Annotated in this window: 30 protein-coding genes; 5 read left to right on the forward strand and 25 right to left on the reverse strand. The window is 50.6% G+C overall.

The genetic code is table 11. The annotated features are described in order from the left end of the window. Window positions 1-66 precede the first annotated feature (66 nt). Entirely contained in the window at window positions 67-1191 is a 1125-nt protein-coding gene (ispG, locus tag IC804_RS04225) for a flavodoxin-dependent (E)-4-hydroxy-3-methylbut-2-enyl-diphosphate synthase (RefSeq protein WP_008879881.1), read from the forward strand. Between the two features lie 60 nt (window positions 1192-1251). On the opposite strand, the gene IC804_RS04230 is transcribed toward ispG, so the two are convergent. Beyond that, on the reverse strand, window positions 1252-1599 hold the full coding sequence (locus IC804_RS04230; RefSeq protein ID WP_008879882.1) for a hypothetical protein: 348 nt from the start codon (window positions 1597-1599) through the stop codon (window positions 1252-1254). Window positions 1600-1696: 97 nt separating this feature from the next. Between IC804_RS04230 and IC804_RS04235 the strand changes: the two genes are divergently transcribed. Further along, complete coding sequence (locus IC804_RS04235; protein WP_029760709.1) at window positions 1697-2266, forward strand: nucleotidase; 570 nt, start codon at window positions 1697-1699, stop codon at window positions 2264-2266. A gap of 15 nt (window positions 2267-2281) precedes the next feature. On the opposite strand, the gene IC804_RS04240 is transcribed toward IC804_RS04235, so the two are convergent. The 4 genes from IC804_RS04240 to IC804_RS04255 all read right to left on the reverse strand — a co-directional run bounded on the left by IC804_RS04240 (window position 2282) and on the right by IC804_RS04255 (window position 5306). Continuing rightward, window positions 2282-2707: a Fur family transcriptional regulator gene (locus IC804_RS04240; RefSeq protein ID WP_029760708.1), complete on the reverse strand. Its 426-nt coding sequence runs from the start codon at window positions 2705-2707 to the stop codon at window positions 2282-2284. Window positions 2708-2709: 2 nt separating this feature from the next. Then, window positions 2710-3546, reverse strand: coding sequence for a metal ABC transporter permease (locus tag IC804_RS04245; protein WP_081157237.1), 837 nt, complete (start codon window positions 3544-3546; stop codon window positions 2710-2712). Between the two features lie 40 nt (window positions 3547-3586). Next, window positions 3587-4342 (reverse strand): metal ABC transporter ATP-binding protein, encoded by a 756-nt coding sequence (locus IC804_RS04250; protein WP_011887822.1) that lies wholly within the window; start codon window positions 4340-4342, stop codon window positions 3587-3589. Window positions 4343-4424: 82 nt separating this feature from the next. Then, window positions 4425-5306, reverse strand: coding sequence for a YitT family protein (locus tag IC804_RS04255; RefSeq protein ID WP_081157238.1), 882 nt, complete (start codon window positions 5304-5306; stop codon window positions 4425-4427). 98 nt (window positions 5307-5404) lie between these two features. On the opposite strand from IC804_RS04255, the gene IC804_RS04260 reads away from it, so the two are divergent. Continuing rightward, window positions 5405-5665, forward strand: a complete 261-nt coding sequence (locus IC804_RS04260) for a DUF2624 domain-containing protein (RefSeq protein ID WP_008879888.1) — start codon at window positions 5405-5407, stop codon at window positions 5663-5665. 21 nt (window positions 5666-5686) lie between these two features. Here the strand turns inward: IC804_RS04260 and IC804_RS04265 are convergent, their stop codons facing one another. Together IC804_RS04265 and IC804_RS04270 are read right to left on the reverse strand one after the other, a co-directional pair. Continuing rightward, complete coding sequence (locus tag IC804_RS04265) at window positions 5687-6586, reverse strand: deoxyribonuclease IV (RefSeq protein ID WP_008879889.1); 900 nt, start codon at window positions 6584-6586, stop codon at window positions 5687-5689. Window positions 6587-6623: 37 nt separating this feature from the next. Then, entirely contained in the window at window positions 6624-7934 is a 1311-nt protein-coding gene (locus tag IC804_RS04270; protein WP_011887824.1) for a DEAD/DEAH box helicase, read from the reverse strand. A gap of 172 nt (window positions 7935-8106) precedes the next feature. Here IC804_RS04270 and vrrA point away from each other — a divergent pair, with 172 nt between their 5' ends. Together vrrA and IC804_RS04280 are read left to right on the forward strand one after the other, a co-directional pair. Then, window positions 8107-8646 carry a VrrA/YqfQ family protein gene (vrrA, locus tag IC804_RS04275; RefSeq protein ID WP_008879891.1) on the forward strand — a complete coding sequence of 180 codons (540 nt, stop codon included), beginning with the start codon at window positions 8107-8109 and terminating at the stop codon, window positions 8644-8646. 106 nt (window positions 8647-8752) lie between these two features. Beyond that, entirely contained in the window at window positions 8753-9703 is a 951-nt protein-coding gene (locus IC804_RS04280; protein ID WP_008879892.1) for a 4-hydroxy-3-methylbut-2-enyl diphosphate reductase, read from the forward strand. A gap of 78 nt (window positions 9704-9781) precedes the next feature. Here the strand turns inward: IC804_RS04280 and IC804_RS04285 are convergent, their stop codons facing one another. The 18 genes from IC804_RS04285 to yqfC all read right to left on the reverse strand — a co-directional run bounded on the left by IC804_RS04285 (window position 9782) and on the right by yqfC (window position 26012). Then, on the reverse strand, window positions 9782-10903 hold the full coding sequence (locus IC804_RS04285; protein WP_011887826.1) for a Nif3-like dinuclear metal center hexameric protein: 1122 nt from the start codon (window positions 10901-10903) through the stop codon (window positions 9782-9784). Beyond that, a complete protein-coding gene (locus IC804_RS04290) occupies window positions 10900-11604 on the reverse strand; it encodes a tRNA (adenine(22)-N(1))-methyltransferase (RefSeq protein ID WP_029760702.1) in 705 nt (234 codons plus the stop codon). The genes IC804_RS04285 and IC804_RS04290 overlap by 4 nt, the downstream gene beginning before the upstream one ends. Before the next feature lie 186 nt (window positions 11605-11790). Further along, complete coding sequence (gene cccA / locus IC804_RS04295) at window positions 11791-12153, reverse strand: cytochrome c550 (protein WP_008879895.1); 363 nt, start codon at window positions 12151-12153, stop codon at window positions 11791-11793. Between the two features lie 108 nt (window positions 12154-12261). Beyond that, window positions 12262-12777 (reverse strand): hypothetical protein, encoded by a 516-nt coding sequence (locus IC804_RS04300; RefSeq protein ID WP_060476071.1) that lies wholly within the window; start codon window positions 12775-12777, stop codon window positions 12262-12264. A 69-nt stretch (window positions 12778-12846) separates the two neighbouring features. Next, window positions 12847-13974, reverse strand: coding sequence for an RNA polymerase sigma factor RpoD (rpoD, locus tag IC804_RS04305; protein ID WP_008879897.1), 1128 nt, complete (start codon window positions 13972-13974; stop codon window positions 12847-12849). Window positions 13975-14008: 34 nt separating this feature from the next. After that, the gene (gene dnaG, locus IC804_RS04310; RefSeq protein WP_081157239.1) at window positions 14009-15808 is read right to left on the reverse strand and encodes a DNA primase; all 1800 of its coding nucleotides are present in this window, start codon (window positions 15806-15808) and stop codon (window positions 14009-14011) included. A gap of 780 nt (window positions 15809-16588) precedes the next feature. Next, window positions 16589-17389, reverse strand: a complete 801-nt coding sequence (locus IC804_RS04315; RefSeq protein WP_008879899.1) for a pyruvate, water dikinase regulatory protein — start codon at window positions 17387-17389, stop codon at window positions 16589-16591. A gap of 19 nt (window positions 17390-17408) precedes the next feature. Next, a complete protein-coding gene (locus IC804_RS04320; RefSeq protein WP_008879900.1) occupies window positions 17409-18005 on the reverse strand; it encodes a transcriptional regulator CcpN in 597 nt (198 codons plus the stop codon). A 113-nt stretch (window positions 18006-18118) separates the two neighbouring features. Continuing rightward, on the reverse strand, window positions 18119-18895 hold the full coding sequence (recO, locus tag IC804_RS04325) for a DNA repair protein RecO (RefSeq protein ID WP_011887830.1): 777 nt from the start codon (window positions 18893-18895) through the stop codon (window positions 18119-18121). Between the two features lie 31 nt (window positions 18896-18926). Continuing rightward, entirely contained in the window at window positions 18927-19070 is a 144-nt protein-coding gene (locus IC804_RS04330) for a YqzL family protein (protein ID WP_008879902.1), read from the reverse strand. Window positions 19071-19171: 101 nt separating this feature from the next. Beyond that, window positions 19172-20080, reverse strand: coding sequence for a GTPase Era (era, locus tag IC804_RS04335; RefSeq protein ID WP_011887832.1), 909 nt, complete (start codon window positions 20078-20080; stop codon window positions 19172-19174). Beyond that, complete coding sequence (locus IC804_RS04340) at window positions 20073-20471, reverse strand: cytidine deaminase (RefSeq protein ID WP_008879904.1); 399 nt, start codon at window positions 20469-20471, stop codon at window positions 20073-20075. The genes era and IC804_RS04340 overlap by 8 nt, the downstream gene beginning before the upstream one ends. A 122-nt stretch (window positions 20472-20593) precedes the next feature. Then, complete coding sequence (locus tag IC804_RS04345; RefSeq protein ID WP_011887833.1) at window positions 20594-20947, reverse strand: diacylglycerol kinase family protein; 354 nt, start codon at window positions 20945-20947, stop codon at window positions 20594-20596. 2 nt (window positions 20948-20949) lie between these two features. After that, window positions 20950-21420, reverse strand: a complete 471-nt coding sequence (gene ybeY, locus IC804_RS04350) for an rRNA maturation RNase YbeY (RefSeq protein WP_008879906.1) — start codon at window positions 21418-21420, stop codon at window positions 20950-20952. Further along, window positions 21417-23519 carry an HD family phosphohydrolase gene (locus IC804_RS04355; RefSeq protein WP_011887834.1) on the reverse strand — a complete coding sequence of 701 codons (2103 nt, stop codon included), beginning with the start codon at window positions 23517-23519 and terminating at the stop codon, window positions 21417-21419. Before IC804_RS04355 ends, ybeY begins: the two co-directional genes overlap by 4 nt. Window positions 23520-23569: 50 nt before the next feature. Next, a complete protein-coding gene (locus IC804_RS04360) occupies window positions 23570-24532 on the reverse strand; it encodes a PhoH family protein (RefSeq protein ID WP_011887835.1) in 963 nt (320 codons plus the stop codon). Window positions 24533-24534: 2 nt separating this feature from the next. After that, window positions 24535-25722 (reverse strand): sporulation protein YqfD, encoded by a 1188-nt coding sequence (yqfD, locus tag IC804_RS04365; RefSeq protein ID WP_029760696.1) that lies wholly within the window; start codon window positions 25720-25722, stop codon window positions 24535-24537. Further along, window positions 25719-26012, reverse strand: a complete 294-nt coding sequence (yqfC, locus tag IC804_RS04370; RefSeq protein WP_008879910.1) for a sporulation protein YqfC — start codon at window positions 26010-26012, stop codon at window positions 25719-25721. Before yqfC ends, yqfD begins: the two co-directional genes overlap by 4 nt. Between the last annotated feature and the right edge of the window lie 89 nt (window positions 26013-26101).

Raw genomic sequence — 26101 nt, forward strand, 5'->3', positions numbered from 1 at the left:
TCAATGCCCATCACTATTGATAAACTTAGTGCAGAAAAGCACTCGTTTTTAAAGGAGCGAATTTCCGTGAGTGAAATCATCCATCGTTCAAAAACAAGGCCAGTCCGCGTCGGGTCGCTGACGATCGGCGGCAACAATGAAGTCATTATCCAAAGCATGACAACGACAAAAACGCACGATGTCGACGCGACCGTAGCCCAAATTCACCGGCTTGAGGAAGCGGGCTGCCAAATCGTCCGCGTTGCCTGTCCGGACGAACGGGCGGCTGATGCCATACCAGAAATTAAAAAGCGAATTAACATCCCGCTTGTCGCCGACATTCACTTTGACTATAAATTGGCGTTAAAAGCGATCGAAGGCGGCGTCGATAAAATTCGCATCAACCCGGGCAATATTGGGCGCCGAGAGAAAGTCGAGGCGGTCGTCAAAGCCGCAAAAGAACGTGGCGTGCCCATCCGTATCGGTGTCAACGCCGGGTCGCTTGAGAAACGCATTTTGGAAAAATACGGATATCCTACAGCCGAAGGCATGGTGGAAAGCGCCTTATACCATATCCGCATTTTAGAGGAGCTTGATTTTCACGATATTATTGTCTCGTTAAAAGCGTCCGATGTGCGTCTCGCCATTGAAGCATATGAAAAAGCGGCGCGCACGTTTGACTATCCGCTTCACGTCGGCATTACCGAGGCTGGAACACTCTTTTCCGGTACGATTAAAAGCGCGGTCGGGCTCGGTGCCATTTTAAGCAAAGGCATCGGCAATACGATCCGTATTTCCTTAAGTGCCGATCCGGTCGAAGAAGTGAAAGTGGCGCGTGAAATTTTAAAAACGTTCGGGCTTGCCTCCAATGCGGCGACGCTCATTTCCTGCCCGACGTGCGGACGGATTGAGATCGATTTAATCAGCATCGCCAATGAAATCGAGGACTATATCGCCAAAATTAAAGCACCGATCAAAGTCGCCGTGCTTGGTTGCGCCGTCAACGGACCGGGTGAAGCGCGCGAAGCCGATATCGGCATTGCCGGCGCCCGTGGCGAAGGCCTGTTGTTCCGCCACGGCAAAATTGTCCGCAAAGTGCCAGAAGAGCAGATGGTCGAAGAATTGAAGAAAGAAATCGACAAGCTGGCTGAGGAATATTTTGCGAAACAAAAGGAAAAAGAAGCGGCTCTGAAAGGGAATGCCGTGGAGTAATCGAAACACGGTCAAAAGAACAAAAAAGGGCGTCCTCGCTTGAGGACACCCTCGCTTTTTTTACGTATAAAACGGCATAATGAACAAGCGGACGAGAATGGCGATAACGCCGATCCCGATGGCCCACGCTCCAAGCGTCTCTGCGCCGCGCCGACGTGCGATAAAACCGACAATAATGCCGGCCGCTCCTAACAAAATCGGCCACATAAACAAAGCGATAATGGACAACGCTAAAGCGGTCCATCCAATCCCGGCGCCGCCTGCTCGTTCTTCGTTCCGCTCATCGCGTCGACGGATCGGCTCAGCGATCTCCGCCGCTGTTTCTTCCATGAAAGGACGTTCTGGTTCCTCTTTTCCGATCGATTGCACGTAACTTTCATTATACGTGCGCTCGCGGTTGTCTGCCATATGCTTCCCTCGCTTTCCTAAAGTAAGGAGCATTATTAGTATGAGAAACCGCCGTCATTTTATCAGTGTGAATATTTTCTAAAAGGGGGATAAGGCGATGAAGCGACAACGCCTCGGTATTGACATTGACGGTACCATAACATGTCCAAGCACATTCATTCCATACTTAAACGAATCATTTGGCAAACCGCTCACATTAGGCGACATTACACAGTACAATTTGGCACCGCTGTACGACGTAACGGAAGAGGAAATGGATCGCTGGATGGAGGAAAATGAAGCGGAGATTTATGAACGCGCCCCGCTTGCCCGCTATGCGCTTGAGGTGATCGATAGTTGGAAAGACAAATACGAGCTATTTTACATTAGCGCTCGCGGCCGCCATTTGTATGAGCTCACTGAACGTTGGTTTCAGCGGCATGGTGTCCATTACCATCATATTGAGTTGATCGGATCACATGATAAAATCGACGCCGTCCGTCGCTATCAGCTCGCGGCTTTTTTTGAAGACAAATACGACAACGCCTGCGCCATTGGCGAAGAATGCGGCATCCCGGTCATTTTGTTCGACACCCCGTACAATCAAGGACCGATTCCAGATAACGTTATCCGCGTCAAAAACTGGCTTGAAGCAAAGCGCGAAATAGAACGGCGGTTACAGCCATAAAAAACCTCTCCCGCCTTATATCGGGAGAGGTTTTTGGCATTGCGGACACGTGCCGTAAATTTCAAATTTATGGTCAGCAATCTCATAGCCATCGAGCTCTGTGCCGATCCCGTCCATCGGGCACGCATCAATTTCCTTTGTTTTTCCACACTGGATGCAAATAAAATGGTGGTGATGATGGCGGGCATCACAGGCAAAGCGGAAATGCTTTTCTCCGGACAGCTCAGTCATTTCCAAAATGCCAAGCGTAGCGAAGAGTGACAAATTGCGATACACCGTGTCAAAGCTTAAGCCTGGATACGCCGGGCGAAGCGCTTCAAGCACTTCTTTTGCTGTCAAATATTTATCGCACTCGGCAAACAGCTCGAGCATTTGCTTTCGTTTTTCAGTATATTTAAATCCGTTTTCTTTCATTAACTGCAACGCTTCGCCGATCTTCATCACTACCGTCCCCTTTTCCATTTTTTCCATCCCAATACGAGAAGCAAAATGGCGACTGCCAGCATGACGATCGTCCCGCCCGGTGCCCAATCGAGCTCATACGCTGCCAAAAGCCCGATGATGACCGACAGCTCCCCGAAGAAAATGGAAAATACGATCGCCTGTTTAAAACTTTTGGCGATGCGAATGCTCGCTGCCACCGGCAGCGTCATCAGTGAAGAAACGAGCAACACACCGACGATGCGCATTGATGACGCGATGACAAGGGCGACAAGCACAATAAACAAAAAATGAATGAACTTGGCGCGAACGCCGGAGACGCGGGCGTATTCTTCATCAAAGGAAAGGAGAAACAGCTCCTTATAAAACACGAAAATAATGGCAGCGGCAATCACAGCCACCACGAACACTGCCCAAACATCATCGCTGCTCACGGCGCTGACGCTGCCAAACAAATAGGAAAACAAATCGGCGTTAAACCCGTTAGCGATTGAAATCAAAATGACACTTAGACCAATGCCTGCCGATAAAATAATTGGAATGGCAAGTTCTTCATAATGGCGATAAACAGAGCGCAACTTCTCAATGAGCAGCGAACCGGCAACGGAAAAGCCCATTCCGATGTAAAGTGGATTCCAGCCGGCGGCAGTTGAAACTGACTTTCCGATCAGCAGTCCGGCGGCAATGCCGGCAAGCGCCACATGGCTCAACGCATCAGCGATGAGCGACAACCGCCGAACAACGATAAACACCCCGAGCAACGGCGCGGCAAATCCGGTCAAAATGCCGGCCAAAAACGCATTGCGTAAAAATTCATATTGCCAAATGGCTTCCCACACATGTCATTCCTCCACAATCAACCGTTTCTGTTTCGCCCGCTTAATGCTCGTGGGAGAGAACGTGAAGCGGATGGCCGTAAAACCGTGAAATCGCCTCATCACCAAGCCGTTCGAACTCTTCCGCGTTTCCATGGAAATAAAGCCGCTTGTTTAAGCAGGCGATATGGGTTACCCGATCCGTGATCGTCCCAATATCGTGCGTCACAAGCACAAGCGTCAAACCGCGGCGGTTCAAATCGCCGAGCAGCTCATAAAACTCATGCACATGGCGAGCATCAACACCGACGGTCGGCTCGTCTAAAATCAACAAATCCGGCTTGCTCGCCAATGCGCGGGCGATAAACACCCGCTGCTGCTGGCCGCCGGACAGTTCCCCGATATTGCGCTTCGCCAAGCCGCGCAAACCGACCGCCTCCAACGCCGCTTCGACCGTGCGGCGGTCGTCTTTCGTCAACCGGCGAAACAAGCCGCGTTTCGCCGTCAATCCGCTCGCTACTACTTCCTCGACGGTCGCTGGAAAACCACGGTTAAAGCTGTTCGCTTTTTGCGACACAAATCCGATCCGATGCCATGCTCGAAACGACTCGATCGGCTCACCGAACAAGAAAATGCGGCCACGATCCGGCTTTAACAAGCCGAGCATGCATTTTAAGAGCGTCGATTTCCCCGAGCCGTTCGGTCCGACCAGCCCTAAAAACGCTCCTTTTGGCACCGCCAAATTGATGCGTTCAAGCACTTCCTCTTTTTCATAGCGAAACGACACATCCTCGATTTGCACGACAAGCCTGTTTTCCATGACCGTTCTCCCCTGCTAATTCAGAATCGTTACGATTTATGCCTGTGTGCAAGTATAACCGATCACGCTCATTTTGTAAACCTTAGTGAATTGCCGATTTAAAACGGGCTCCGCGCACTTCATGGGTCGCCATAATCGTAATAAACGCATTCGGATCAATTTCATTAATGATCGATCTCAACTTGGTCACTTCCAGACGCGTAACGACAGCATAAATGATTTCTTTTTGTTCGTCCGTGTAGCCGCCTTTGCCAATTAACTTCGTCGTCCCACGGCCGAGACGGTGTAAAATAGCACTCGAAATTTCTTCATAATGATCAGTAACAATAAAGGCCGCCCGTGTCTCATCAAGCCCTTCGACCACCGCATCAATCATTTTGGAAGCAATGTAATACGTCATCACCGAATACATCGCTGGCTCGAGCCCGAGCACAAACGCTGCCCAACCGAAAATAAACACGTTGACAAACATGACGAACTCGCCGACGGAAAATGGAATTTTCTTTGTCAATAAAATGCCTAATATTTCTGTCCCATCAAGCGATCCTCCATGGCGGATGACAAGCCCGACGCCAAGCCCGAGCGCCAAGCCGCCAAAGACGGCTGCTAAAATCGGCTGATTCGTCAGCGGGGCAAAATGATGAAAATATCGCTCAGCGCCCCCGAGAATAACGACCCCTAAAATCGTTGATAACATAAACGTTTTACCAATTTGCTTATAGCCAAAATACATAAATGGTGCGTTTAAAATAATGACGAGCGTGGCAAAATTCAACAGTCCCCATTCATCAGGAATTAAATAGTCCAAAATAAGCGATACACCGATAATGCCGCCATCGATCATTTTATTTGGAACAAGCAGCCGCTCGATAGCGAACGCCGCCAAGCAGGCCCCAATGATGATCATTAATACCCGATACAACACACGCTTCAATGGTTCTTTTTTATGTTGTTTCGGCGCCAAACTTCCACCCCTTCTCTTTTACTTTGCATTTTCATTATACTATACACCTCTCTTCCGTTCGCATCATATGATGGAACAGAAACAAGGAGGGAGCTGCCATGAACTTTTACCAACAGCTCGTGAAACAAAAATTAAAAACGATCACTCCGGAAGAACTCGTTGCGTACAGTCGAGATTACGGTTTGCCAATTACGGTCAATCAGGCGAAAAAAATTCTTCATCTTGCCCGAACGAATGACATTAACGTCTTCGACCCCGAGGAGCGGAAAAAATGGGTGCGCGAACTAGCCAAAATCACGTCGCCGGAGATCGCCAAGAAAGCGAACGAACTGTTTTTAAAATTTGTACAGAAAAAGTGAAATAAGGCTGGAATCTCTTTTTTATTGCGTATCAGCAACAATTTTTTCCAGTAACTGATCATCAAATGTCTGTGCCCGCAGCATAGCGATTTCATGTTTGTACGGCGGTTTTTTATTGTTTTTATCCTCTCCAACATACGGCGTTTCTAAAATTTTCGGAATGTCCGCAAGCTGCGGGTGATGGACGATGTAATTCAGTGCACGAAATCCGATATGACCGAAACCGATGTTTTCGTGGCGGTCTTTCCGGCTGCCGCGCGGGTTTTTGCTGTCATTAATATGCAGCACTTTCAGACGTTCAAGACCGATCACCCGGTCGAATTCGGAAAGAACGCCGTCAAAATCGTTAACAATGTCATAGCCGGCATCATGCGTATGACATGTGTCAAAGCAGACGGACAGCTTGTCGTTATAGGCAACGCCATCGATAATATACGCCAGCTCTTCAAACGTGCGCCCGCATTCCGATCCTTTACCGGCCATCGTTTCAAGAGCAATTTCAACTGTCTGCTCGCGCGTCAACACTTCATTCAGTCCACGGATGATCTGCCGGAGCCCGGCTTCCGCTCCAGCGCCGACATGGGCGCCCGGGTGCAACACAAGTTGCTTCGCCCCGATCGCTTCCGTTCGTTCGATTTCAGCGCGCAAAAAATTAACGCCAAGCGCAAACGTATCGGGATTTTTTGTGTTGCCGATATTGATAATATACGGAGCGTGGACGACAATGTCCTCAATACCGTGCGCCTTCATATGCTCGTGCCCGGCTTCAATATTCAGCTCTTCGATGGCTTTGCGCCTTGTGTTTTGCGGCGCTCCGGTGTAAATCATAAACGTGTTCGCTCCGTACGATACCGCCTCCTCACTGGCGGCGAGCAGCATTTTTTTGCCGCTCATCGAAACGTGTGAACCGATTTTTAACATGTCCTTCTCTCCCTTTTATCTCCATACACAACGAAGACTACGATTTTTTGAAGCGGCTCAGCCGCTTTTTCTTCTTCTCAAGCTCGGCGCGCAGCTTTTTCTTATAGCCCGGTTTCACTTGTTTCGCTTTTTTCAGCTTCGCAACAAGCAGCGCGAGGTCATCTTCCTTCTCACCAGCTCGCTTGCTCCGCCGATTCCAAGGTGGAAGATCCTTCCATTCACCACGCACGAGGTCGCGATGAACAAATGAAATCCCCATTTTTTCCAATCGAGCAATCGCATCTTGGTCGGTCGGTTCGTAAATGGTCGCCGCAATGCCGCTATAACCGGCGCGTGCCGTCCTCCCAGCTCGATGAATGTAAAACTGCAAATCATCGGGCAACTCATAGTTGATGACATGGCTCACGCCTTCGATATCAATGCCGCGCGCCGCCAAATCAGTGGCAACGACGTATTGAAACTCCAAATCGCGAATTTGGTTCATCATCTTTTTCCGCTCGCGCGGCGTCAAATCACCGTGCAATACACCGACTTTCAGTCCTTGTTCGGCAAGCTGATCGGCGACTTCATCAGCCCTCTTTCTCGTATTCACGAACACAATGGCTAAATATGGATTGTAGCTGACAAGCACATCATAAAGCAGCTTGACCTTTTCACGGCCGCGTAGTGGAATGAGCACATGCTCAATGTTTTTATTCGCTGTCTGTTTCGGCTCGACCTGGATGAATGTCGGATTTTCCATATATTTTTTCAAAAATGGCTTCAGCTTTTCCGGAATCGTCGCCGAAAAGACAAGCATTTGCAGCTCTTTCGGCATCCGGGCCGCGATTTGGTCGACATCGGTGATAAACCCCATATCGAGCATTAAATCGGCTTCATCGACGACGAGGGTGCGCGCCGTGTGTACATCAAGCGCCTGCTCGCGGATAAAATCGTTAATGCGCCCAGGCGTACCGATCACAATATGCGGCTGCACGTGGAGCTTTTCAAGCGCCTTTTGCTTATCCGTCCCACCGATGAAACAGCGAGCGACAATCATCCGGTCTTTCGGGCAAAATTTCGTGATCTTTAACGTTTCATGGTAAATTTGCGTCGCCAACTCGCGCGTCGGCGCTGTAATGACTGCCTGCACTTCAGCGCGCTCCGGGTCGATCTTTTCGATGATCGGCAATAAATAGGCGTGTGTTTTTCCCGTCCCAGTCTGCGACTGGCCAACCATGCTTTCCCCACGCAATGCTCTCGGAATGATGCGCTCTTGAATTTCCGTCGGCTTATAAAAACGAAGCGCTTGAATCGCCTCGATCACAAATGGCTGAAATGGAAACCGGGTAAATTGCGTCTCTGCCATCAAGTACCACTCCCTTCTATATACGTCCTTTGTACGCTCCATCATTATAGCGAATATTTGCGGCCCACCGCAACTAAAGACGATGGCAGCTGAAAAACCTTTCCCACTCTTCCCGCATATTTTATGAAGGAGGACGATTGTTCATCTGTACGATGGAAAGGAGGCAACTGCCATGAGATACAGTCGGCCGCCGATGGTCCCTTCCCGGTTCGTCGGTATGCCGCCCGCCCCGTTCCCCCACATGCCGGCTGGCGTTCCCCGCCCTGGCGGCGCCGGTGGTCTACTGGCCCGTCTATTTTCTCGCGGACAGCCGCCGGTCGCCGCTTCATCCCCGTGGGGATTACCGTTGCTGCAAAACACCGCCGCCAATACCGCTACAGCAGCGAACACAAGCGGTGGATTCATCGGCATGTTAAATAACGTACAAAAAATGCTCAGCGTCGCGCAAAACGTCATGCCAATGGTGCAACAATATGGCCCGCTCATCCGCAACCTTCCAGCCATGATTCGCATTTTCCGTGAGTTGAAGACAGCCGATGAAGAAGACGGAGAAACGAAATCGACAGAAAGCGCACCGGCAAAAGAAACAAAACAAAAGCCGGCCGCGCGGGAGGCCAAAAAACGCCCTGTTCCGCAGGCCAATCATGAAGATTCACAAGAAAAACAAATACCGACCACACCGAGACCATCAACGCCAAAACTGTATATATAAACCTCTCTCCCGCCCTCTTAGGGCGGTTATTCTTTGTCTTATCCTGTTCTCTCAGATATAATGAAAAAGGAAAACCGCCACGGATCGGCGGCAGGGAGGGAAAACAATGGAAGTGATTAAAATTACCCCTCGCGGGTATTGCTACGGAGTTGTCGATGCGATGGTCATCGCCCGCAATGCGGCATTAGACCCATCATTGCCGCGGCCGATTTACATCCTCGGCATGATCGTCCATAATAAACACGTCACGGACGCGTTTGCCGAAGAGGGTATCATTACGCTGGATGGAGAAAATCGGCTGGAAATTTTAGAAAAAATTGAGCGAGGTACAGTGATTTTCACCGCCCACGGCGTGTCTCCAGAAGTAAAAAAACGCGCGCTCGAAAAAGGGCTAGTGACGATCGATGCAACATGCCCGGACGTCACGAAAACGCATCGGCTCATCGAGCAAAAGCTCGCTGATGGTTACGATATTATCTACATCGGCAAAAAAGGACATCCGGAACCGGAAGGAGCGGTCGGCATCAATCCGGAGCGCATTCATCTCGTCGAAACGCCAGACGATGTTGAGCGGCTTTCTCTTAAAAACGAACGTCTCATGGTTACAAACCAAACGACGATGAGCCAATGGGATGTAGCCGATATTATGGCGAAAGTGAAAGAAAAATACCCGCATGTCGAAATGCATAAAGAAATTTGCCTCGCGACCCAGCTTCGTCAAGAAGCGGTTGCCGAGCAAGCGAAGGAAGCGGATGTGACGATCGTTGTCGGCGATCCGCGCAGCAACAACTCAAACCGCCTTGCTCAAGTATCGGAAGAAATTGCCGGCACGAAAGCATACCGTATCGCTGATGTAACGGAAATTGATATCAACTGGATTAAAAACGCGAAAAAGGTGGCTGTCACAGCTGGCGCTTCCACTCCGACGCCGATTACGAAAGAAGTAATCGACTTTTTAGAGCAATTCGACCCGAACGATCCGGCAACATGGGAGCGGGAACGGAAAGTGCCGCTGCAAAAAATCTTGCCGAAGGTAAAAACAAAGAAAGAAGAATAACAGCCGTTCGTCCATAAACAAAGGCTATCCTGAACAAGCGGTTGAACCGCTTGCAGGACAGCCTTTTTTCATCTCCGCTCACACGAACTGAAACGGATCGGTATGGACGTTTGAAACGATGACCTCCGCCTCCCACTGCCGCTTCGTGAGTTCGGCGGTTAAATAACGGGCGACGCCTTGTTTCATTACTTTTTCGACGTTATGTCCGGGATCGACAAGATGGAGACCGAGCGCTTGGGCGTCATGGGCGGTATGATAATACACATCCCCGGTTACATACACATCAGCCCCAGCCGATGCGGCGGCAGCGACAAACTTATTTCCGTCTCCGCCAAGCACGGCAACAGTTTGCACAAGGTCATCAAGCCGGCCGACAACACGCACAGCCGGAACGGAAAATGCTGTTTTCACTTGTTCGGCAAAGGCGCGTAACGTCACCGGCTGCGGCAACCGACCAATGCGACCGAGTCCGAAGCGACGCCCTTCGTTGTCAAGCGGATAAATGTCGTACGCCACCTCTTCATACGGATGGGCGGCGAGCATCGCCTCGATCACTTGGCGCTCAAGCGAGGCCGGAACGATCGTTTCAATGCGAACTTCCTCCACTTCCTCAAGCCGCCCTTGCTCGCCGATAAACGGCTGGGCCCCTTCTTCCGGCAAAAACGTTCCGATGCCGCGGCTGTTGAACGTACAATGACTGTAACGGCCAATATGACCGGCACCGGCATCGCCTATGGCCGCCCGCACCGCCTCAGCGTGGCTCGTCGGCACATAGACGACAAGCTTTTTCAGCGCTTCCGTGTATGTTGGCACAAGCACGGTCGTTTCATGTAAACCAAGCGCTTCAGCGAGCCAGTCGTTCAATCCGCCAGCGGCGACATCTAAATTCGTATGAGCAGCGTACACGGCAATGTCGTGCTTGACGCATGCCGCGATCATCCGACCATGTCCGTCATCGGTCAACAGCTGTTTCAGTGGTCGATAGAGCGGCGGATGGTGAGCGATAATTAAATCGACTTGTTGATCAACAGCTTCAGCGATAACATCTTCGAGCACATCAAGGGCAACCATCACTTTTTTGACCGGCTTGTTCAACGTTCCGATTTGCAGGCCGATCCGGTCTCCCTCCATGGCTAATGACTTCGGGGCGAGCTGCTCGAAAAGCTGAATGACCTCGTAGCCGTACGGAATGCGGCTCATGCCAACGCCTCCTCTACCAATTGGACTTTTTTCTCCAGTTCACGCTTTTTCTCCCGAGCCGATTCACTTTCTCCCTTCTCCGCTAAATCGGCAATAATCCGCTTCCAATGCTGGAGTTCACGCTGCCATTTTTCGCGGAATACCTCGCTATTTTCTTGGAGCAAAAACGGCCCTAAAATCAGTTCCGCCTCCAAATTGCGATACGGCCGCCGAGCGTCACCGCACTCAGCAACAAGCACTTCATAAATTTGCCCATCTTCTTTCAAAATGCGTTCGGCCACCAGCTCCCATCCGTGGTCAAGAAGCCAGCGGCGGACAAGCTCGGCGCCAATGTTCGGCTGCAAAATGAGCCGTTTGACACCGGCCAGCTTTTCTTCTCCATCCCCCAAAATCCGGGTAATCAAGGCGCCGCCCATGCCAGCGATCGTGATGCAATCAGCTTCCCCCGGAGCAATGACAGCCAGCCCGTCTCCTTTGCGCACGGAAATGAGATGGGAAAGCCCGGACTTTTCCACTTGCTGCTGCGCTGAACGGAGCGGCCCGTCCGCCACTTCGCCGGCGATAGCTTTGGTCGCATAGCCGTGCAAACAGGCATAGCAAGGCAAATAGGCGTGATCTGAACCGATATCAGCGAGCACTGCCCCTTTCGGGATAAAGGAAGCGACCGTTGCGAGCCGTTTGGATAGGTGAAATTCGTTCATAATCCACCAAGGGCGCGACCAACCTTCTCTCAGCTGCCGTGCGAAGGCGGCCCGCATTTCCCTCCTTTTTTCAAATTTGCTTGCCTTTATTGTACTCCCACCTACACTCACGATGTGAAGCGGGAGCTTTGTAGTTGGAGATGATAAAACATCCCTTCGCCAAAGGCAAAGGGACGTCAATCATCATTATTTTAAGTCGGCCAACCATTTCGTCATCGCATCGATGTTGTCAGCCGGCACAAGCCCGCCCGGCATGCCACCGCGCCCGTTTTGAAGGACGTCTTTCAGTTGGTCCGCCGACAGACGTTCGCCGACTCCTTTTAATGCCGGACCCATGCCGCCTTCATAATTTTGTCCGTGACAGCTGGCGCATGTTTGCTTGTAAAAATCCTCCGGATTAAATTCGGCGGTCTGTTCTGTTTTTTCGCCGCCTTTTTTCTCTTCGGCCATCTCTTTCGCATCGCCTAGCCCTTTAAACGACAAGACGAACGTCAGCACAATCCCGAATGCCATAATGATGAAAAACGGGATGAGCGGATTGCGGTTCATCTTTTTTACCTCCCTTATGTATGATGAAGAACGATGCAAACAATTTTATTGTACTGTAAATAGTGGACAAGGAAAAGCCCTAAGTTTCCAAAACGGGAGCAACCGGCTTCATCGCCACCAAACGATCACCGCCATAAGTATCCCCCCGACAACGGCAGCAAGAGAAAAATAATGAAGACGAAACAGGCGGCCAATGGCGAGCCAAACACTGCAATTAGCCAACACTGTCGCCGTGAGCACGCCGTTTTGGCCGGGAAAGTAATGGCTGCTGCCAGCGATAGTCCCTAAAAGCAACAGCCAGGCGCTGCCAATCAACGGAAAATGAAGGAGCTGCCGCTCTTTCCTCCATCGCCAAACAAGCAACAAGCAAACCACCAAAAAAAGTGATGCAAGGAGCGTTTGCAAAACGAATGACAATTCAGTAAAATAAATGGCAAGAGCAGCAGCTACCAACAACACACAAAGACCGGCGACAAGTGAACCGGTCCACTGACGGCCGCACGTGCGGCTATCGCCCTCCGTATAGAGGGCAAGCAAATAGTCGCAATATTGTTCTGGAAGAAGTCGTGAACGCTTCCAATATTCAATTTCTCGGATAATCGTTTCCCGTCGTCGCCGATTCATTCGTCAATCACCTTTCATCAGGTAAAGAAAATAGTTTACTTCCGAAGAAGTAAACTACGAAAAAAGCGATCATTCTAAAAAGTCTTTCAGCCGTTTGCTGCGGCTTGGATGGCGGAGCTTGCGTAACGCCTTGGCCTCGATTTGGCGAATGCGTTCACGTGTCACACCAAACACTTTCCCGACCTCTTCCAACGTCCGCGTCCGACCGTCGTCCAGCCCGAAGCGAAGGCGGAGCACGTTTTCTTCACGGTCTGTCAGCGTATCAAGGACATCTTCAAGCTGCTCTTTCAACAGCTCGTACGCAGCGTGTTCCGACGGCGATGTCGCTTCTTGGTCTTCGATGAAATCACCAAGGTGCGAGTCGTCTTCCTCGCCGATCGGCGTCTCGAGCGACACGGGTTCTTGAGCGATTTTTAAAATTTCCCGTACTTTCTCCGGCGTCAAGTCCATTTCCTCGGCGATTTCTTCCGGCGTTGGTTCGCGCCCGAGGTCTTGGAGCAACTGCCGTTGAACACGGATCAGTTTATTGATCGTCTCAACCATATGAACAGGGATGCGGATCGTCCGCGCCTGATCAGCGATCGCTCTTGTAATGGCTTGGCGAATCCACCATGTCGCATACGTGCTGAATTTATAGCCTTTGCGGTAGTCAAATTTTTCAACCGCTTTGATCAATCCCATGTTTCCTTCTTGGATCAAATCAAGAAAGAGCATACCACGGCCAACATACCGTTTGGCAATGCTGACGACGAGACGGAGGTTCGCTTCTGTCAGCCGGCGTTTCGCTTCTTCGTCGCCTTGCTCGATCCGTTTGGCCAGCTCGATCTCTTCTTCCGCCGACAAAAGCGGAACACGGCCGATTTCTTTTAAGTACATGCGCACCGGATCATTGATTTTCACACCAGGAGGAACGGACAAGTCGTTTAAGTCGAACTCTTCCTCCTTCACCAGTTCATCAATATCCGGATCGGTCTCAATGTCAGATTCGCTGATCACTTCAATGCCCTGATCAGCAAGGTATTCGTAATATTCATCCATCTGGTCGGAGTCCAAATCAAAGCCGGAGAGCCGCTCGGCGATCTCCTCGTACGTGAGGATGCCGCGTTTCTTGCCGAGCTCGGCGAGCTGCTCTTTCGCTTGCTCAAGCGTGTCGGCAGCAGCTTCCGCCTGCTTTGATTGGGCTGGTTTTTCCGCCATTTCATTACCTCCTTTAAAAACTCATACCACCATGTTATGAAGAAGATAACATTTTTTTCATTTCAATCATTTCTTTGGCGATGCGGGCGGCCGTCAAAAAGTCTTTTCTTCGCTCCGCTTCAATTTTTTCTTGCTCTTTTTCCTTTAGCATTAACCATTTCGGGTGATTCAACACATGTTTAATATAATCGGCAAGCTCTTGCTCGGAGACGTCATCCGTCACCAACAGAAGCGACAGCTCACTCGCTAACGACTGCAACTCATCAGGAAGCCGAATCATGAGCGCGCCGACGTCAGCTTCATGCCCTTCTTCATAAAAAGCATAAATATAAGCGGCTAACGCCCGATGCTCCTCGATGTTAAAACGTCCGCCGACCCGCTCTTGAACGAACAATGCCACATCGCGGCTTCGCATCATATGAGCAAGCAGCAGCCGCTCTGCATTGTGGAAAGCCGGTAGCAGCTTTTTTGTTAACGTCGGCCGTGAGGTCTTTTCGTTGGCTGACGTTTCCCGCGGCTTTGACGTTTCCTGCTTGTAGCGGGACAGCTGCTCATTGAGCGCGGAGAGCGACAAAGAAAACTCATCCGCGAGCTGACGTACATAATAATCTTTTTCGACAGGACTCGGCAATTTGCCGATTTCGCGGAGCACTTCCTCAATATAACGAAGCCGGTCGCCTTCGTGCTGCAAATTTTTCCCCCGTCGCAAATGGTTCATTTTAAACGCCATAAGCGGCTGAGCAGCAGCAATTTCGCCAACAAACCGGTCCTTGCCGTAAACGCGTATATATTCATCCGGATCAAGGCCGTTCGGAATGGATGCCACCTTGACGCGGCATCCGAGCGCGCTCAGTTGCTCTGCGGCGCGCCAAGCGGCTTCCATTCCGGCGTTGTCACCATCGTAGCAAATCGTGACCGTTTCCGCATGGCGGCGCAAAATGCGTGCCTGCTCCTCGGTCAGCGACGTGCCCATCGTTGCCACCGCATAATCAATGCCAGCCTGCACGGCGGAAATCACATCCGCAAACCCTTCAAACAACAACGCCTCTTGCCGCTTGCGTATCGGCACCCGCGCCTCATGAAAGTGATATAAAAGCATGCCTTTACGGAAAATCGGTGTTTCCGGGCTGTTAACATATTTCGGCTGCCCCTCACCGAGCAGACGGCCGGAAAACCCAACCGTCTCACCGCGGTGATCAAGGATCGGAAACATAATCCGATTTCGGAAGCGGTCGACGTACCGTCCGTCTTCTTTTTTCGTGACCAAGCTCGCCTTTTCCAGCATCGGAAGTGAAAAGGAATGGCTATCGAGCAACTTGGCCGCCGCATCGGGCGCATCCGGCGCATAACCGATTTCAAACCGGTCGATTGTTTCTTTTGTCCATCCGCGCGCCTGCAAGTAATCAAGCGCTGCTTGTCCTTCTTTTGTATAAACAAGCAAATGGTGGTAAAAACGTTTCAGCAAGGTGTGTGCTTCAATCATCACCTTTGCCTCGCCGGCTTTGCCATCATCATGCCCGCGAACATTCAGCTGATAGGCAGACAAGTCAATGCCTGCTTTAGCCGCAAGACGTTTCGCCGCTTCCACAAACGGAATGCCCTCTATATCCATTAAAAACGTAAAGGCATTCCCTCCCGCCCCACAGCCGAAGCAGTGGAAAATTTGTTTCTCCGGGGAAACGGAAAACGATGGCGTTTTTTCTCCGTGAAACGGGCACAAACCAAAATAGTTGCGACCTTGTTTTTTCAGTTGAACATATTCGCTAATGACGTCAACAATGTCGACGCTGCGGCGAATCGCTTCAATCGTTTCTTCAGGAATACGATATCCCATATGAACAACCCCCTGAACCTCCTTGATGGCTAAAGCCATGGGGGTCTTGTGTACTACAGAGCTTCTTCCATGGCTTCACATGGGTAACCGACTCTTATTCCACAAGACTTTCATAAGCAAATCCCTGCCCGATGCTTAACGGCCTATTCCCCGGTTCAAGAGTGCTTTTGGTTGTTTAACCCCCGTAGTACTTTCATCCCAGCAACTGAAGCCGCAGACTCATATAAATGTTCTCGTCACATATTTATTCTCGGCGGCAAGCCCATTTCCCTTTTGATTTCGACAAATTTTTTCAATATCTCCGTTTCGCCTTCCCCCTTGCCTTCAAAATCAAAGGCTAAGCAACCGGGCTGTCCGCTGTCCCCTTCGTCCTGCTAGCCCAGCAGAAATCAATGACAGCAACACTATCCGAAAACGCACTCGGTATATTATATTTCAGCACCGGAAAGAAAATTTCACTTTTTTCTTGGCACGTCGTTGCAGTGAACTGACCTGCTGTTACGGCAAGGGATGTCTTTACACCCCCTATTATTCTACACCGTTCTAAAAAATCCTTCTTTAATATTGTGGGCGTTCGACATTTTTTGTCGAAAAAACTTTTTTCACGGCACTTGACAAGCAGCTATAAATAGTTTACTCGTCTCATGACCGCTCTAAACCTATACGGGGCATTTTTCTCACAATTTTTTATTATAATATAAGCTGCAGCAATATGCCATAGAAAAACGCACGATTCCGATCAGGAAACCGTGCGGACAAAACGGAAACAATGACGTAGTATTAACGTTTTAACTTTTTCATAATAATGCTCGCTGTTTCTTCAACAGCTTTATTCGTTACGTCAATGACATCGCAACCGATTTTTTTCACCACTCCGTCAAAATAGGCCAGCTCCTCTTTAATGCGATCCATATTCGCATAGATGGCTTGATCGTTCAAGCCTAGGGATTTCAAGCGCTCGCGGCGAATCGATAGCAACTTGTCCGGGCTGATTTTCAAGCCAAAGCATTTGCTTGGACCGACTTGGAATAGCTGTTCGGGCGGTTCGACCTCCGGAACGATCGGTACGTTCGCCACCTTCAGCCGCTTATGAGCTAAATATTGCGACAGCGGCGTTTTTGATGTGCGCGATACGCCGATCAACACAATGTCGGCGCGCAAAATGCCTCGCGGATCGCGGCCATCATCGTATTTTACGGCAAATTCAATCGCTTCGATTTTTTTGAAATAATCTTCGTCAAGCACACGCACCTGACCCGGCTCATACCTTGGCTTCAGCTGGAACAAGTCGCTCATCTTTTCAATGAGCGGGCCGATGATATCGTAAGCGACAACCCCTTCGCGTGCCGCTTCAGTGAGCAAAAACTCCCTCATCTCCGGGACAACGAGTGTAAAGGCGATAATGGCTTGGTTCATTTTCGCCAATGCGACAACTTCAGCTAATGTTGTTTTGTCCTCTACGTACGGGACGCGTTTTACTTGAACCGGCGAGGCGTAAAACTGGCTGGCCGCCGCTTTCACGACAAGCTCGGCCGTTTCCCCACCCGAATCAGATACGACGTAAACGAGGCGCTGATTCATGTGTCTCCTCCTTTTGGACTCATACATCATCTTTCGCTAATGAAACAAATGCTTTCGTCATATTCGTTTTCGTAATGCGACCGACCACTTCATATCCTTTTTCCGTTTTGCGCACGACCGGCATGGCATCAATTTGCTTTTCGATCAGCTGCTCGGCTACGTCAATGAGCGAATCATCTTTATAACAAACGGCGATGTTCGGCATTCTAGTCATGATAATATTGACCGGAATCGCCGTCAACTCTTGTTTGCCGATGCTCGCACGCAACAAATCTTTGCGCGACAAAACACCGACAAGCAGCGACTCATCATCGACGACAAACAGCGTGCCCACATCTTCCAGGAACATCGTAACGATCGCATCATAGACGCTCATGTTTTCGTTGACGACGACCGGAATCGATTGATAATCTGCGACTTTCATTTTTTTAATTTTATCAGCCAACAGTTGCGTGCCTGTCTTTCCAGTATAAAAATAGCCGACGCGCGGCCGTGCTTCCAAATAGCCGGCCATCGTCAAAATGGCTAGATCGGGTCGAAGCGTCGCCCGGGTCAAGTTCAGCTTTTCAGCGATGCTCTCCCCCGTGATCGGCCCGTAGTCTTTTACAATTTGCAAAATTTGCTCCTGGCGTTTATTCAGTTCGATCGTCGCTCACCACCTTGCAAAAAAGGTCCCATACGCTATGACTCTCGTTCATATTATACTACACACCGCGTTTACAAGGAAAATTAGTTGTTGCGTCCATCGCCTGGGTCAAGCGTGCCTTTCAGCTCGCCGATTTGCTGCAAAAAGCGCTTTGCCTTCAGCGACAGGCCAGCATATTCATCATAGTAACTGGACAATACAGCCCTTAATTCTGCTTTGGTGCCTTCTTTTACCGAAATCGCTCCGAGGCGCGTGAGGTCAATATGGTAAAACAGGCGCAACAGCCGAATTGAGGCCGGCGAAAGCGGAAAGCGGTGCGGATCGGCCGACTCGCAACGATGGCAAAGGAAGCCTGCTTCCTTGACCGAAAACGAGAAGCGCCCTTCCGTCGCCCCGCAGCGGGCGCAGCGGTCGAGCACAGGCGGGATGCCGAGCACCGAAAGCATTTTCATTTCATAAATAAAGGTCATAATCTCTAAATCGCGACCTTCGCTCATATATTGTAATGTTTGTAGCAGCAGCTCAAACAAGTACGGATTACGTTTTTGCTCCTCCGTGCTTTTATCAGTGAGCTCAACAATATACGCCGCATAAGCGGCGGCAAACAAATCTTCACGCAGCACTCGCATCGAGTCAATAAGCTCCCCTTGATGAAGAAGGCCGACGCCGCGGCTGCGGCGAATCAAGTAATGGCCGTAGGCGAGCGGCTGCGTAACAGCAGAAAGGCGGCTGCTTGGCTTTTTCGCTCCCCGTGCCATCGCAGCCACCTTTCCCCATTCTCGTGTAAACAATGTGACAATTTTATTTGTCTCGCCATAATCGATCGCCCGTATGACGATCGCTTCACACTTTTGAAACATTCGATCACCACCGCTTTAGCCAACAACAATACTAGGAGATCGGTTGGTCGATTTCTTCCTGTTCGGCGTTTTGCTCCTTGCCGTTAAACCGCTGTTCACGTTCGAGCTCTTTAAACAGAAGGTACGTATCAATATTGCCTGTTTGGCTAAACAACTTCCACGTAAACTCAAGCATGGAATGACACCTCTTTCCGCCTGCAGGCATTGCGTATTGGTGGTCTACCTATAGGTTGGCTCGGGCAAAAATGGTTTATGTCGCGTAAAATTTTCTAGCCTTCAATACTCGTCTTCTCGAAACCCGAAGTCACGCAGCTGCACAAGACGGTTGCGCCAATCTTTTTGCACCTTCACCCACAGCTCCAAAAACACTCTTGACCCGAGCAGCGCCTCAATGTCAGCGCGCGCCCGCTGCCCGATTTCCTTTAGCATTCGGCCTTGTTTGCCGATGATGATCCCTTTTTGTGAATCACGCTCGACAACGATGACAGCGCCGACGTATACTGTGCCCGTCTCCTCGCGCCGCTCGATGCGTTCCACGACGACAGCGATCGAATGCGGAACTTCCTCGCGCGTTAAGTGAAGCGCTTTCTCACGAATGAGCTCGGCAATAATAAACTGTTCCGGATGGTCGGTAATCTGATCCGGTGGGTAATATTGCGGCCCTTCTGGCAATCGTTGTTTAATTTGCTCCAACAGACGCTCGACATTGTTCCCTTCAAGCGCCGAAATTGGCACGATCTCGGCAAAAGTGTACAAATCCTTGTACCGGTCAATGATCGGCAGCAGTTCATCCGGATGGACGCGGTCGATTTTATTGATCACTAAAAACACCGGAGTATTGACTTCGTTCAACCGCTCAATAATAAACGCTTCGCCGCGCCCAAATCCTTCCTCCGCATTGACCATAAACAAAATCAAATCGACTTCGCGAAGCGCATTGAGCGCCACTTTCATCATAAAGTCGCCGAGCTTGTGTTTCGGTTTATGAACCCCTGGGGTGTCGATGAAAATGATTTGGGCTTCATCGTCCGTATAAACACCTTGAATTTTATTACGCGTCGTTTGTGGCTTGTCGCTCATAATGGCGATTTTTTGCCCAATGACGCGGTTTAAAAACGTTGATTTTCCTACGTTTGGTCTTCCGATAATAGCAACAAATCCTGATTTGTATCCCTGTTTATTCATGCATATCCTCCGCTGCAAAAGCTTCTGGCAGTAATTCGTTAACAGTGACTATTTTGATATCTCCGCTTAAGTTGGCCAAAATGACCTTCATATCGCCGGGACAAAGTTCGGCGATCACTTGGCGGCATGCGCCGCACGGCGGCACCGGACGAGGGGTGTCAGCGATGACCGCAAGCGCAGCAAACTCCGTCTCCCCTTCCGAATATGCCTTAAACAGCGCGGTTCGTTCCGCACAATTACACATGCTGTAGGCAGCATTCTCAATGTTGCAACCACGATATACGCTGCCGCCTTTCGTCAATAAAGCGGCGCCAACTTTAAACTTTGAGTACGGCACGTAGGCGAGTTCGCGCGCTTTTTTCGCTTCGACAATGAGCTGCTCGATTTTCACCAATAACTCTTCCCTTCCTGAAAGCAACCACTGCTTTCTTTTATTTTACAAAAAAACAGCGTAAATTTCATCATCTGAAACGAAAATGTAACAGAAAAATTAGAATTTTCTTTCTTGTTCACTTAGCGAAGATGCGGCCAAAACAACAACACTCCGATGATCACAGCGAGCCCGGCGGCCACAAGCACAGCGGCCGCAGCGATATCTTTCGCCGCTTTCGCCAACGGATGAAACTCGCCCGTCACTAAGTCAACAGCACGCTCAATGGCCGTATTGACAAGCTCCAGCGTAATGACCGCACCAACTGTCAGCACCAACACAATCCATTCCCACCGTGACAGTCCAACGATACCAGCGGCCGCAAAGGCAACAACGGCGGCCGCCAAGTGGAAACGCAAATGCGCCTCCTCCTTCACCGCCGCCTTCATTCCTGCCCAAGCCCAAGCGAAACGATCCCGTTCCCGTATGCCTCGCATGGCTATCTCGTCAACCCGAACCGTGTTAAGATTTCCTCTTGCTTGGCAAACATGACTCTCTCCTCCTCTTCCGTCTCGTGGTCATAGCCAAGCAAGTGCAAAAAGCCGTGCACGGCCAAAAATCCGAGCTCGCGCATGAACGAGTGCCCGTATTCTGCGGCCTGCTCCTTCGCCTTCGGGATGGAGATGATAATATCGCCGAGCACCGGTGGCACATCAGCACCGATGATGTCGATTTCTCCTTCCCCCTCCTCTTCAAGGGCAAACGATAGCACGTCCGTGGGAGCATCTTTGCCTCGGTAATCGCGGTTCATCACACGAATGCGTTCGTTATCCACGAACGAAACGCTTACTTCCGCCCCCTCCGGCACGTTCTCGACGGCCGCCGCTTCGCGAATCAGTTGCTCGAGCGTCTCGATTTGCTCGGCCGTCACTTCGTTCGTCTCATCGATAAAATCGATTTGAATCGTCATGCATGCTTCACCTTTTCCTTTCGTACTTCCGGATATTCGATGCGCGAATGGAAGACACCGTTTAACGTCTCACAAAGCGAACGAGCGACGATTTCCAGCTCTTTCAACGTAATGTCGCATTCGTTCAGTTGGTTGTCTTGCAGACGGTCAGCGATAATCGCCCGCACGATCTTTTCAATTTTTTCTTGCGATGGATTGGATAACGAGCGAACGGCCGCCTCGACGCTGTCGGCAATATTGATGACCGCCGCTTCTTTTGTCTGCGGCTTCGGGCCAGGGTAACGAAACTCCGCTTCAGAAACAAATTCGGTTTGCTCGCGCGCCTTATGATAAAAATACTTGAGCAACGTTGTGCCGTGATGCTGTTCGGCAATGTCAACGATCTCCTTCGGCAGCCGGTGCTGGCGAAGCAAGGCGGCGCCATCAGCAACATGGGCGATAATTATATTTTTGCTCAATTGCGGCGATAAATGGTCATGCGGATTGCCACCCATTTGGTTTTCAATGAAATAGCGCGGCCGCTTCGTCTTACCGATGTCATGATAATAACAGGCAACGCGCGCCAGCAAGCCGTCAGCGCCGATCGCCTCGCACGCCGCTTCGGCCAAATTGGCGACCATGACGCTATGATGGTACGTTCCCGGCGCTTCGGTCAGCAACTTCCGCAGCAACGGGTGGTTCGGGTTGGACAATTCTATGAGCCGGAGCGGCGACAAAATGCCAAACGTCGCCTCAAACACCGGCAACAGTCCGATTGTCAAAATGGCAGAAACAATGCCTGAAGCAGCTGCCATCACAACAAAGAGGCTGATCTCCATCAACGAATAACGTCCATTTTTTAACAACAACAATGAAAGGAGCGAAACAATATTGACCGCAGCGACGAGCACGCCGGCCCGCCATATTTTTGCTTTCGCCAACTCCTTAGATAGAAAAAAAGTTCCAGCCATTCCTCCAGCGAGCAGATAGATAGCCAAGGACACAGACACCGCACCGGCTGCTCCAACTTCCTCATTGAACAGTAGGCTGCCGCATATGGCTCCGATGACCGCTGTCATGATCGCGAGCCGCTCGCCGAGCAGCACGCGGACAAGCATCGGCCCGAGCGCTGCTGGAACGAGGTAGCCGACTGAGACGGCACCACCGGACGATAGAAGACGGATAAGCACCATCACCGTCATCATAAACGTAAAAATCGCGGCATAAAGCGACAGCTTTTCATTCGTCGTTTCGGCGCGGAAATAGTAAACGAGCGGTGAGAGCAGAAGCAGCACGAACAAAAACAGCCCGACCGCCGGCCAAGGGGTGCGACCGCCGTTGAGCAGTCCGACAAGTTCAAGCTGATGATAAATATCGCTCGTAATAAACTGCCCCTCTTCCACGATCACTTGTCCTTGCAAAATTTTCACCGGTTTCACTTCGTCCATCGCCTGGCGTCGTTTCTCCTCGGTCGCCGTTCGATCGTAAACGACGTTCGGAATGACCGCCTGCCGGCAAAGCTTGGCAACCGCTTCACGAAGCGGGGGCGACAGCGCGGCATATTCGAGCTCTTTCGCTGCTTTCGCACGCGCCTGTTCAAGATCCGCTTGGGAAATGCGTTCTCTCATAGCCGCGTGCACGACTGTCAACGCAGCTTCTTTCGCCGTTTTGAGCTCATCGGGAGAAGCGCTTAGCAACCGTTGCCATTCGTCGGCAGACAAATAGGCGAGCCACTCCGGCGGCAACCGTTCTTCAAGCTTAGCCGCCAGTTCGCTAGGCGAGCTGTCCGAATCCGCCTCATTCTGTACGCTCTCGATGGCAGCAAACAGCGAGGAAAGAAGATCGACTCGGTTTTCGGCATATTCTTTTTTCAATGTGTACACGTCCGCTACTTTGGCAGCTGCTTCTTCTTTTAGTCTCGCCGTCGCTTCCTTATCCTCCACCGTCACCGGGGAGCGGATCGTTTCCTTCGCGACGTCAAACAAGCGCAACTCATATTGGCGCGGCTTCACTTGCCAATACAGGACAGTAAACAACAGCGCAGCCAAAAACAAAAACAGCCAAAAGCGGGTGAAGCGGACATCTTTTGTCCGCTCAAGAAAAAAACGAAGCCTTCCCACCGGTTTTCCCCTCGCTTTTCAAGAAAAGACCATGGCTTTCAGTCTTTTTTCTATAAACCAGCCTCATCATAAGCATCAATAATTTTTGCAACGAGCGGATGGCGAACAACATCGGACTGCTCCAAAAACACAAAGGCGATGCCGCTAATAGGCGACAAAATGCGCTTGGCAACGGAAAGTCCTGATTCAACCCCTTTCGGCAAATCGACTTGCGAAATGTCGCCAGTAATGACCATTTTCGATCCAAAACCGAGTCGGGTTAAAAACATCTTCATTTGCGCCGGTGTTGTATTTTGCGCTTCATCAAGAATGACGAACGCATCCTCCAGCGTTCGGCCGCGCATGTAAGCGAGCGGGGCAATTTCAATTGTGCCGCGCTCGATCAACCGCTGTGTATATTCCGCTCCTAATACATCGTCAAGAGCGTCATACAGCGGACGCAAATACGGATCTACCTTTTCTTTCAAGTCGCCGGGCAAAAAGCCGAGGCTCTCCCCCGCTTCGACGGCCGGACGGGTGAGGATAATGCGCTTGACGTTGCCGCTTTTCAGCGCTTTGACCGCCATGACAACAGCCAAGTACGTTTTCCCGGTGCCAGCCGGCCCAATGCCGAACGTCAAATCGTGCTGTTCAATCGCCGTAACATAATAGCGCTGGCCTAATGTTTTGACACGAATCGGCTTCCCTTTGGCATTTTTCGCGATCTCCTCGTCATATAGCTGAACGAGGCCATCAATCGCCCCTTTTTTTACCATCTGAATGGCGTACATGATGTCGCGCTCACTGATCGCCACCCCTTTGCGAATGACGATCAACAAATGGCGCAACAGCTCATCCACAAGTTGGACTTGCTGCGGCGTACCTGAGACGTTAACCGTTTCTCCGCGCGTCACAATCGACACGCCAAGCTCCTCTTCAATCCGCTTTAAATGGGCATCATGGACGCCAAAGAGCGCCGATGCTTCCTGCTGATTGCGCACGTGTTGGCTGATCGTAACAAACTGCTCTGACATTCTCAATCTCCTTGAACGATTGGTTGTGGTACGGCAATATTTTCAATGACTGTGTAATGCAATTCTACCCTTACTTTACCACTCTCTTTGCTCTGATGCAAAACTTTTTCGCCACGAATGGTTGCCTCCTCCGGCAGCTTGGCCTGCAATTCACGGCGGGCGATCTTTTTCGCTTCCGCGAACGCTTCTTCCCACGTATAGCTTCGCTTCACCGCTTCCGCCTCGCGAACGATGACGCGCTCATAATAAAACGGCAAGTCCCATTTCCAAAAACGGAACGGCCGTTTTTCTCTCTCGATAACAGTATGAGTAAACGTCGGTTTCTTCCATCCCCAAACCGGAAGGGAAAAGCGGCCGATTCCGATATAATGGCGCTCAATCGATTTTCCAGTCAACACGTGAAATGTCGTCTCGAGCGGCAGGACAACAGTAGACTTGTACCATGTTTCGCCAAACACCTTCCCCGTGGACGGCACAAATTTCGTCCGCCCTTCGACGCCGATAATGCCAGAAACAAGCAGTTGGCCCTTTTGTACATAATCGTTGACAGACACAAGCGGTTGTCCTTCTTCAACAAATAAGTCAGCTACCACCGCCTCTTTTTTGGCGACTAAATGGCGTGGTGGAGCCGGCTGTTTCGGCTTAGGAATCTCTTTTTCGACAACGCGGAAGTGAAGCGATGTTCCCTCCCATTGAACACCGACCCACGTAATGTCATGAATGCGTTCGGTCAACTTTTTTTGCAGCGTTTCCGGGTCGTCAAGCAGAAACTGGAACGCACCGCGCTCGACTCCCATTCGTTTCAGTTCGCGTACAATTTGATGTTCTGTCTCGGGGGCCGCGCCTTCGATGTCAATGTTCCAAACGATGTTGGACAGCAAAAACATAATGGCTATAAAAACGAACAGACCGAGCCAAAACCCGCTGTTTCGCCACGCGCGGCGCCAAAAAAACGGCAGCCCGGTTCTCCCGACAAACGAAAGCTTGCATTCGCTTTGCCGGGCGATATGGCGCAGCCGTTTCACATCGCTGAGCTTAATAAAAAACGTTGCGGTATCCCGGCTATGTTTTTTCACGTTCCACACGGTGATGCCGTTGCGTACACAGGCGTTGATCAGCCGTTCCGTCCCCTTTCCTTCCGCCTTGACTCGCACGCTGCCGGTAAACGTGTCAACCCATTCGTTTTTCATCGTTTTTCCTCCTCTATATAAACGACTTGGCTAATTTTCCCTTCGAGTAAAATTTCTTCCGGCAAAATCGTTTTAATGACAAATTGTTCGCCGCGGACAAGCAGCTGCCCGTTCCGCAGCAAAAGGCGGAGCTCTTTATCGCTGAACGCAAGCAGCCCACGGTGGTTTTCGATGTAAATATGTATTTGTCCAACCATCGTAATGCGGGGCAGGTCCATCATGATGTCGGCGGGAAGCTCAAGTTTTTCCGTCATCCACCGCTTCATCTGCTGGCGCCACTTTTTCATCATTTAAAAAGAACCCCCTTTCATCTCATATGTATGAGACAAAAGGGGGTTCTAGCACCGCTTTTCAAAAACAACGGGCCCGCCTGTCGGCA

Source organism: Geobacillus sp. 47C-IIb (assembly GCF_014679705.1).
Classification (GTDB): domain Bacteria; phylum Bacillota; class Bacilli; order Bacillales; family Anoxybacillaceae; genus Geobacillus; species Geobacillus thermodenitrificans.

What these genes read in the sequence shown, in the direction of transcription:
- IC804_RS04230 (WP_008879882.1), bottom strand. Translation starts at nt 1,599, where the DNA reads ATGGCAGACAACCGCGAGCGCACGTATAATGAAAGTTACGTGCAATCG.
- IC804_RS04235 (WP_029760709.1), top strand. Translation starts at nt 1,697, where the DNA reads ATGAAGCGACAACGCCTCGGTATTGACATTGACGGTACCATAACATGT.
- IC804_RS04240 (WP_029760708.1), bottom strand. Translation starts at nt 2,707, where the DNA reads ATGAAGATCGGCGAAGCGTTGCAGTTAATGAAAGAAAACGGATTTAAA.
- IC804_RS04250 (WP_011887822.1), bottom strand. Translation starts at nt 4,342, where the DNA reads ATGGAAAACAGGCTTGTCGTGCAAATCGAGGATGTGTCGTTTCGCTAT.
- IC804_RS04260 (WP_008879888.1), top strand. Translation starts at nt 5,405, where the DNA reads ATGAACTTTTACCAACAGCTCGTGAAACAAAAATTAAAAACGATCACT.
- IC804_RS04265 (WP_008879889.1), bottom strand. Translation starts at nt 6,586, where the DNA reads ATGTTAAAAATCGGTTCACACGTTTCGATGAGCGGCAAAAAAATGCTG.
- IC804_RS04270 (WP_011887824.1), bottom strand. Translation starts at nt 7,934, where the DNA reads ATGGCAGAGACGCAATTTACCCGGTTTCCATTTCAGCCATTTGTGATC.
- vrrA (WP_008879891.1), top strand. Translation starts at nt 8,107, where the DNA reads ATGAGATACAGTCGGCCGCCGATGGTCCCTTCCCGGTTCGTCGGTATG.
- IC804_RS04280 (WP_008879892.1), top strand. Translation starts at nt 8,753, where the DNA reads ATGGAAGTGATTAAAATTACCCCTCGCGGGTATTGCTACGGAGTTGTC.
- IC804_RS04285 (WP_011887826.1), bottom strand. Translation starts at nt 10,903, where the DNA reads ATGAGCCGCATTCCGTACGGCTACGAGGTCATTCAGCTTTTCGAGCAG.
- IC804_RS04290 (WP_029760702.1), bottom strand. Translation starts at nt 11,604, where the DNA reads ATGAACGAATTTCACCTATCCAAACGGCTCGCAACGGTCGCTTCCTTT.
- cccA (WP_008879895.1), bottom strand. Translation starts at nt 12,153, where the DNA reads ATGAACCGCAATCCGCTCATCCCGTTTTTCATCATTATGGCATTCGGG.
- IC804_RS04300 (WP_060476071.1), bottom strand. Translation starts at nt 12,777, where the DNA reads ATGAATCGGCGACGACGGGAAACGATTATCCGAGAAATTGAATATTGG.
- rpoD (WP_008879897.1), bottom strand. Translation starts at nt 13,974, where the DNA reads ATGGCGGAAAAACCAGCCCAATCAAAGCAGGCGGAAGCTGCTGCCGAC.
- dnaG (WP_081157239.1), bottom strand. Translation starts at nt 15,808, where the DNA reads ATGGGATATCGTATTCCTGAAGAAACGATTGAAGCGATTCGCCGCAGC.
- IC804_RS04315 (WP_008879899.1), bottom strand. Translation starts at nt 17,389, where the DNA reads ATGAATCAGCGCCTCGTTTACGTCGTATCTGATTCGGGTGGGGAAACG.
- recO (WP_011887830.1), bottom strand. Translation starts at nt 18,895, where the DNA reads ATGTTTCAAAAGTGTGAAGCGATCGTCATACGGGCGATCGATTATGGC.
- IC804_RS04330 (WP_008879902.1), bottom strand. Translation starts at nt 19,070, where the DNA reads ATGCTTGAGTTTACGTGGAAGTTGTTTAGCCAAACAGGCAATATTGAT.
- era (WP_011887832.1), bottom strand. Translation starts at nt 20,080, where the DNA reads ATGAATAAACAGGGATACAAATCAGGATTTGTTGCTATTATCGGAAGA.
- IC804_RS04345 (WP_011887833.1), bottom strand. Translation starts at nt 20,947, where the DNA reads ATGCGAGGCATACGGGAACGGGATCGTTTCGCTTGGGCTTGGGCAGGA.
- ybeY (WP_008879906.1), bottom strand. Translation starts at nt 21,420, where the DNA reads ATGACGATTCAAATCGATTTTATCGATGAGACGAACGAAGTGACGGCC.
- IC804_RS04360 (WP_011887835.1), bottom strand. Translation starts at nt 24,532, where the DNA reads ATGTCAGAGCAGTTTGTTACGATCAGCCAACACGTGCGCAATCAGCAG.
- yqfD (WP_029760696.1), bottom strand. Translation starts at nt 25,722, where the DNA reads ATGAAAAACGAATGGGTTGACACGTTTACCGGCAGCGTGCGAGTCAAG.
- yqfC (WP_008879910.1), bottom strand. Translation starts at nt 26,012, where the DNA reads ATGATGAAAAAGTGGCGCCAGCAGATGAAGCGGTGGATGACGGAAAAA.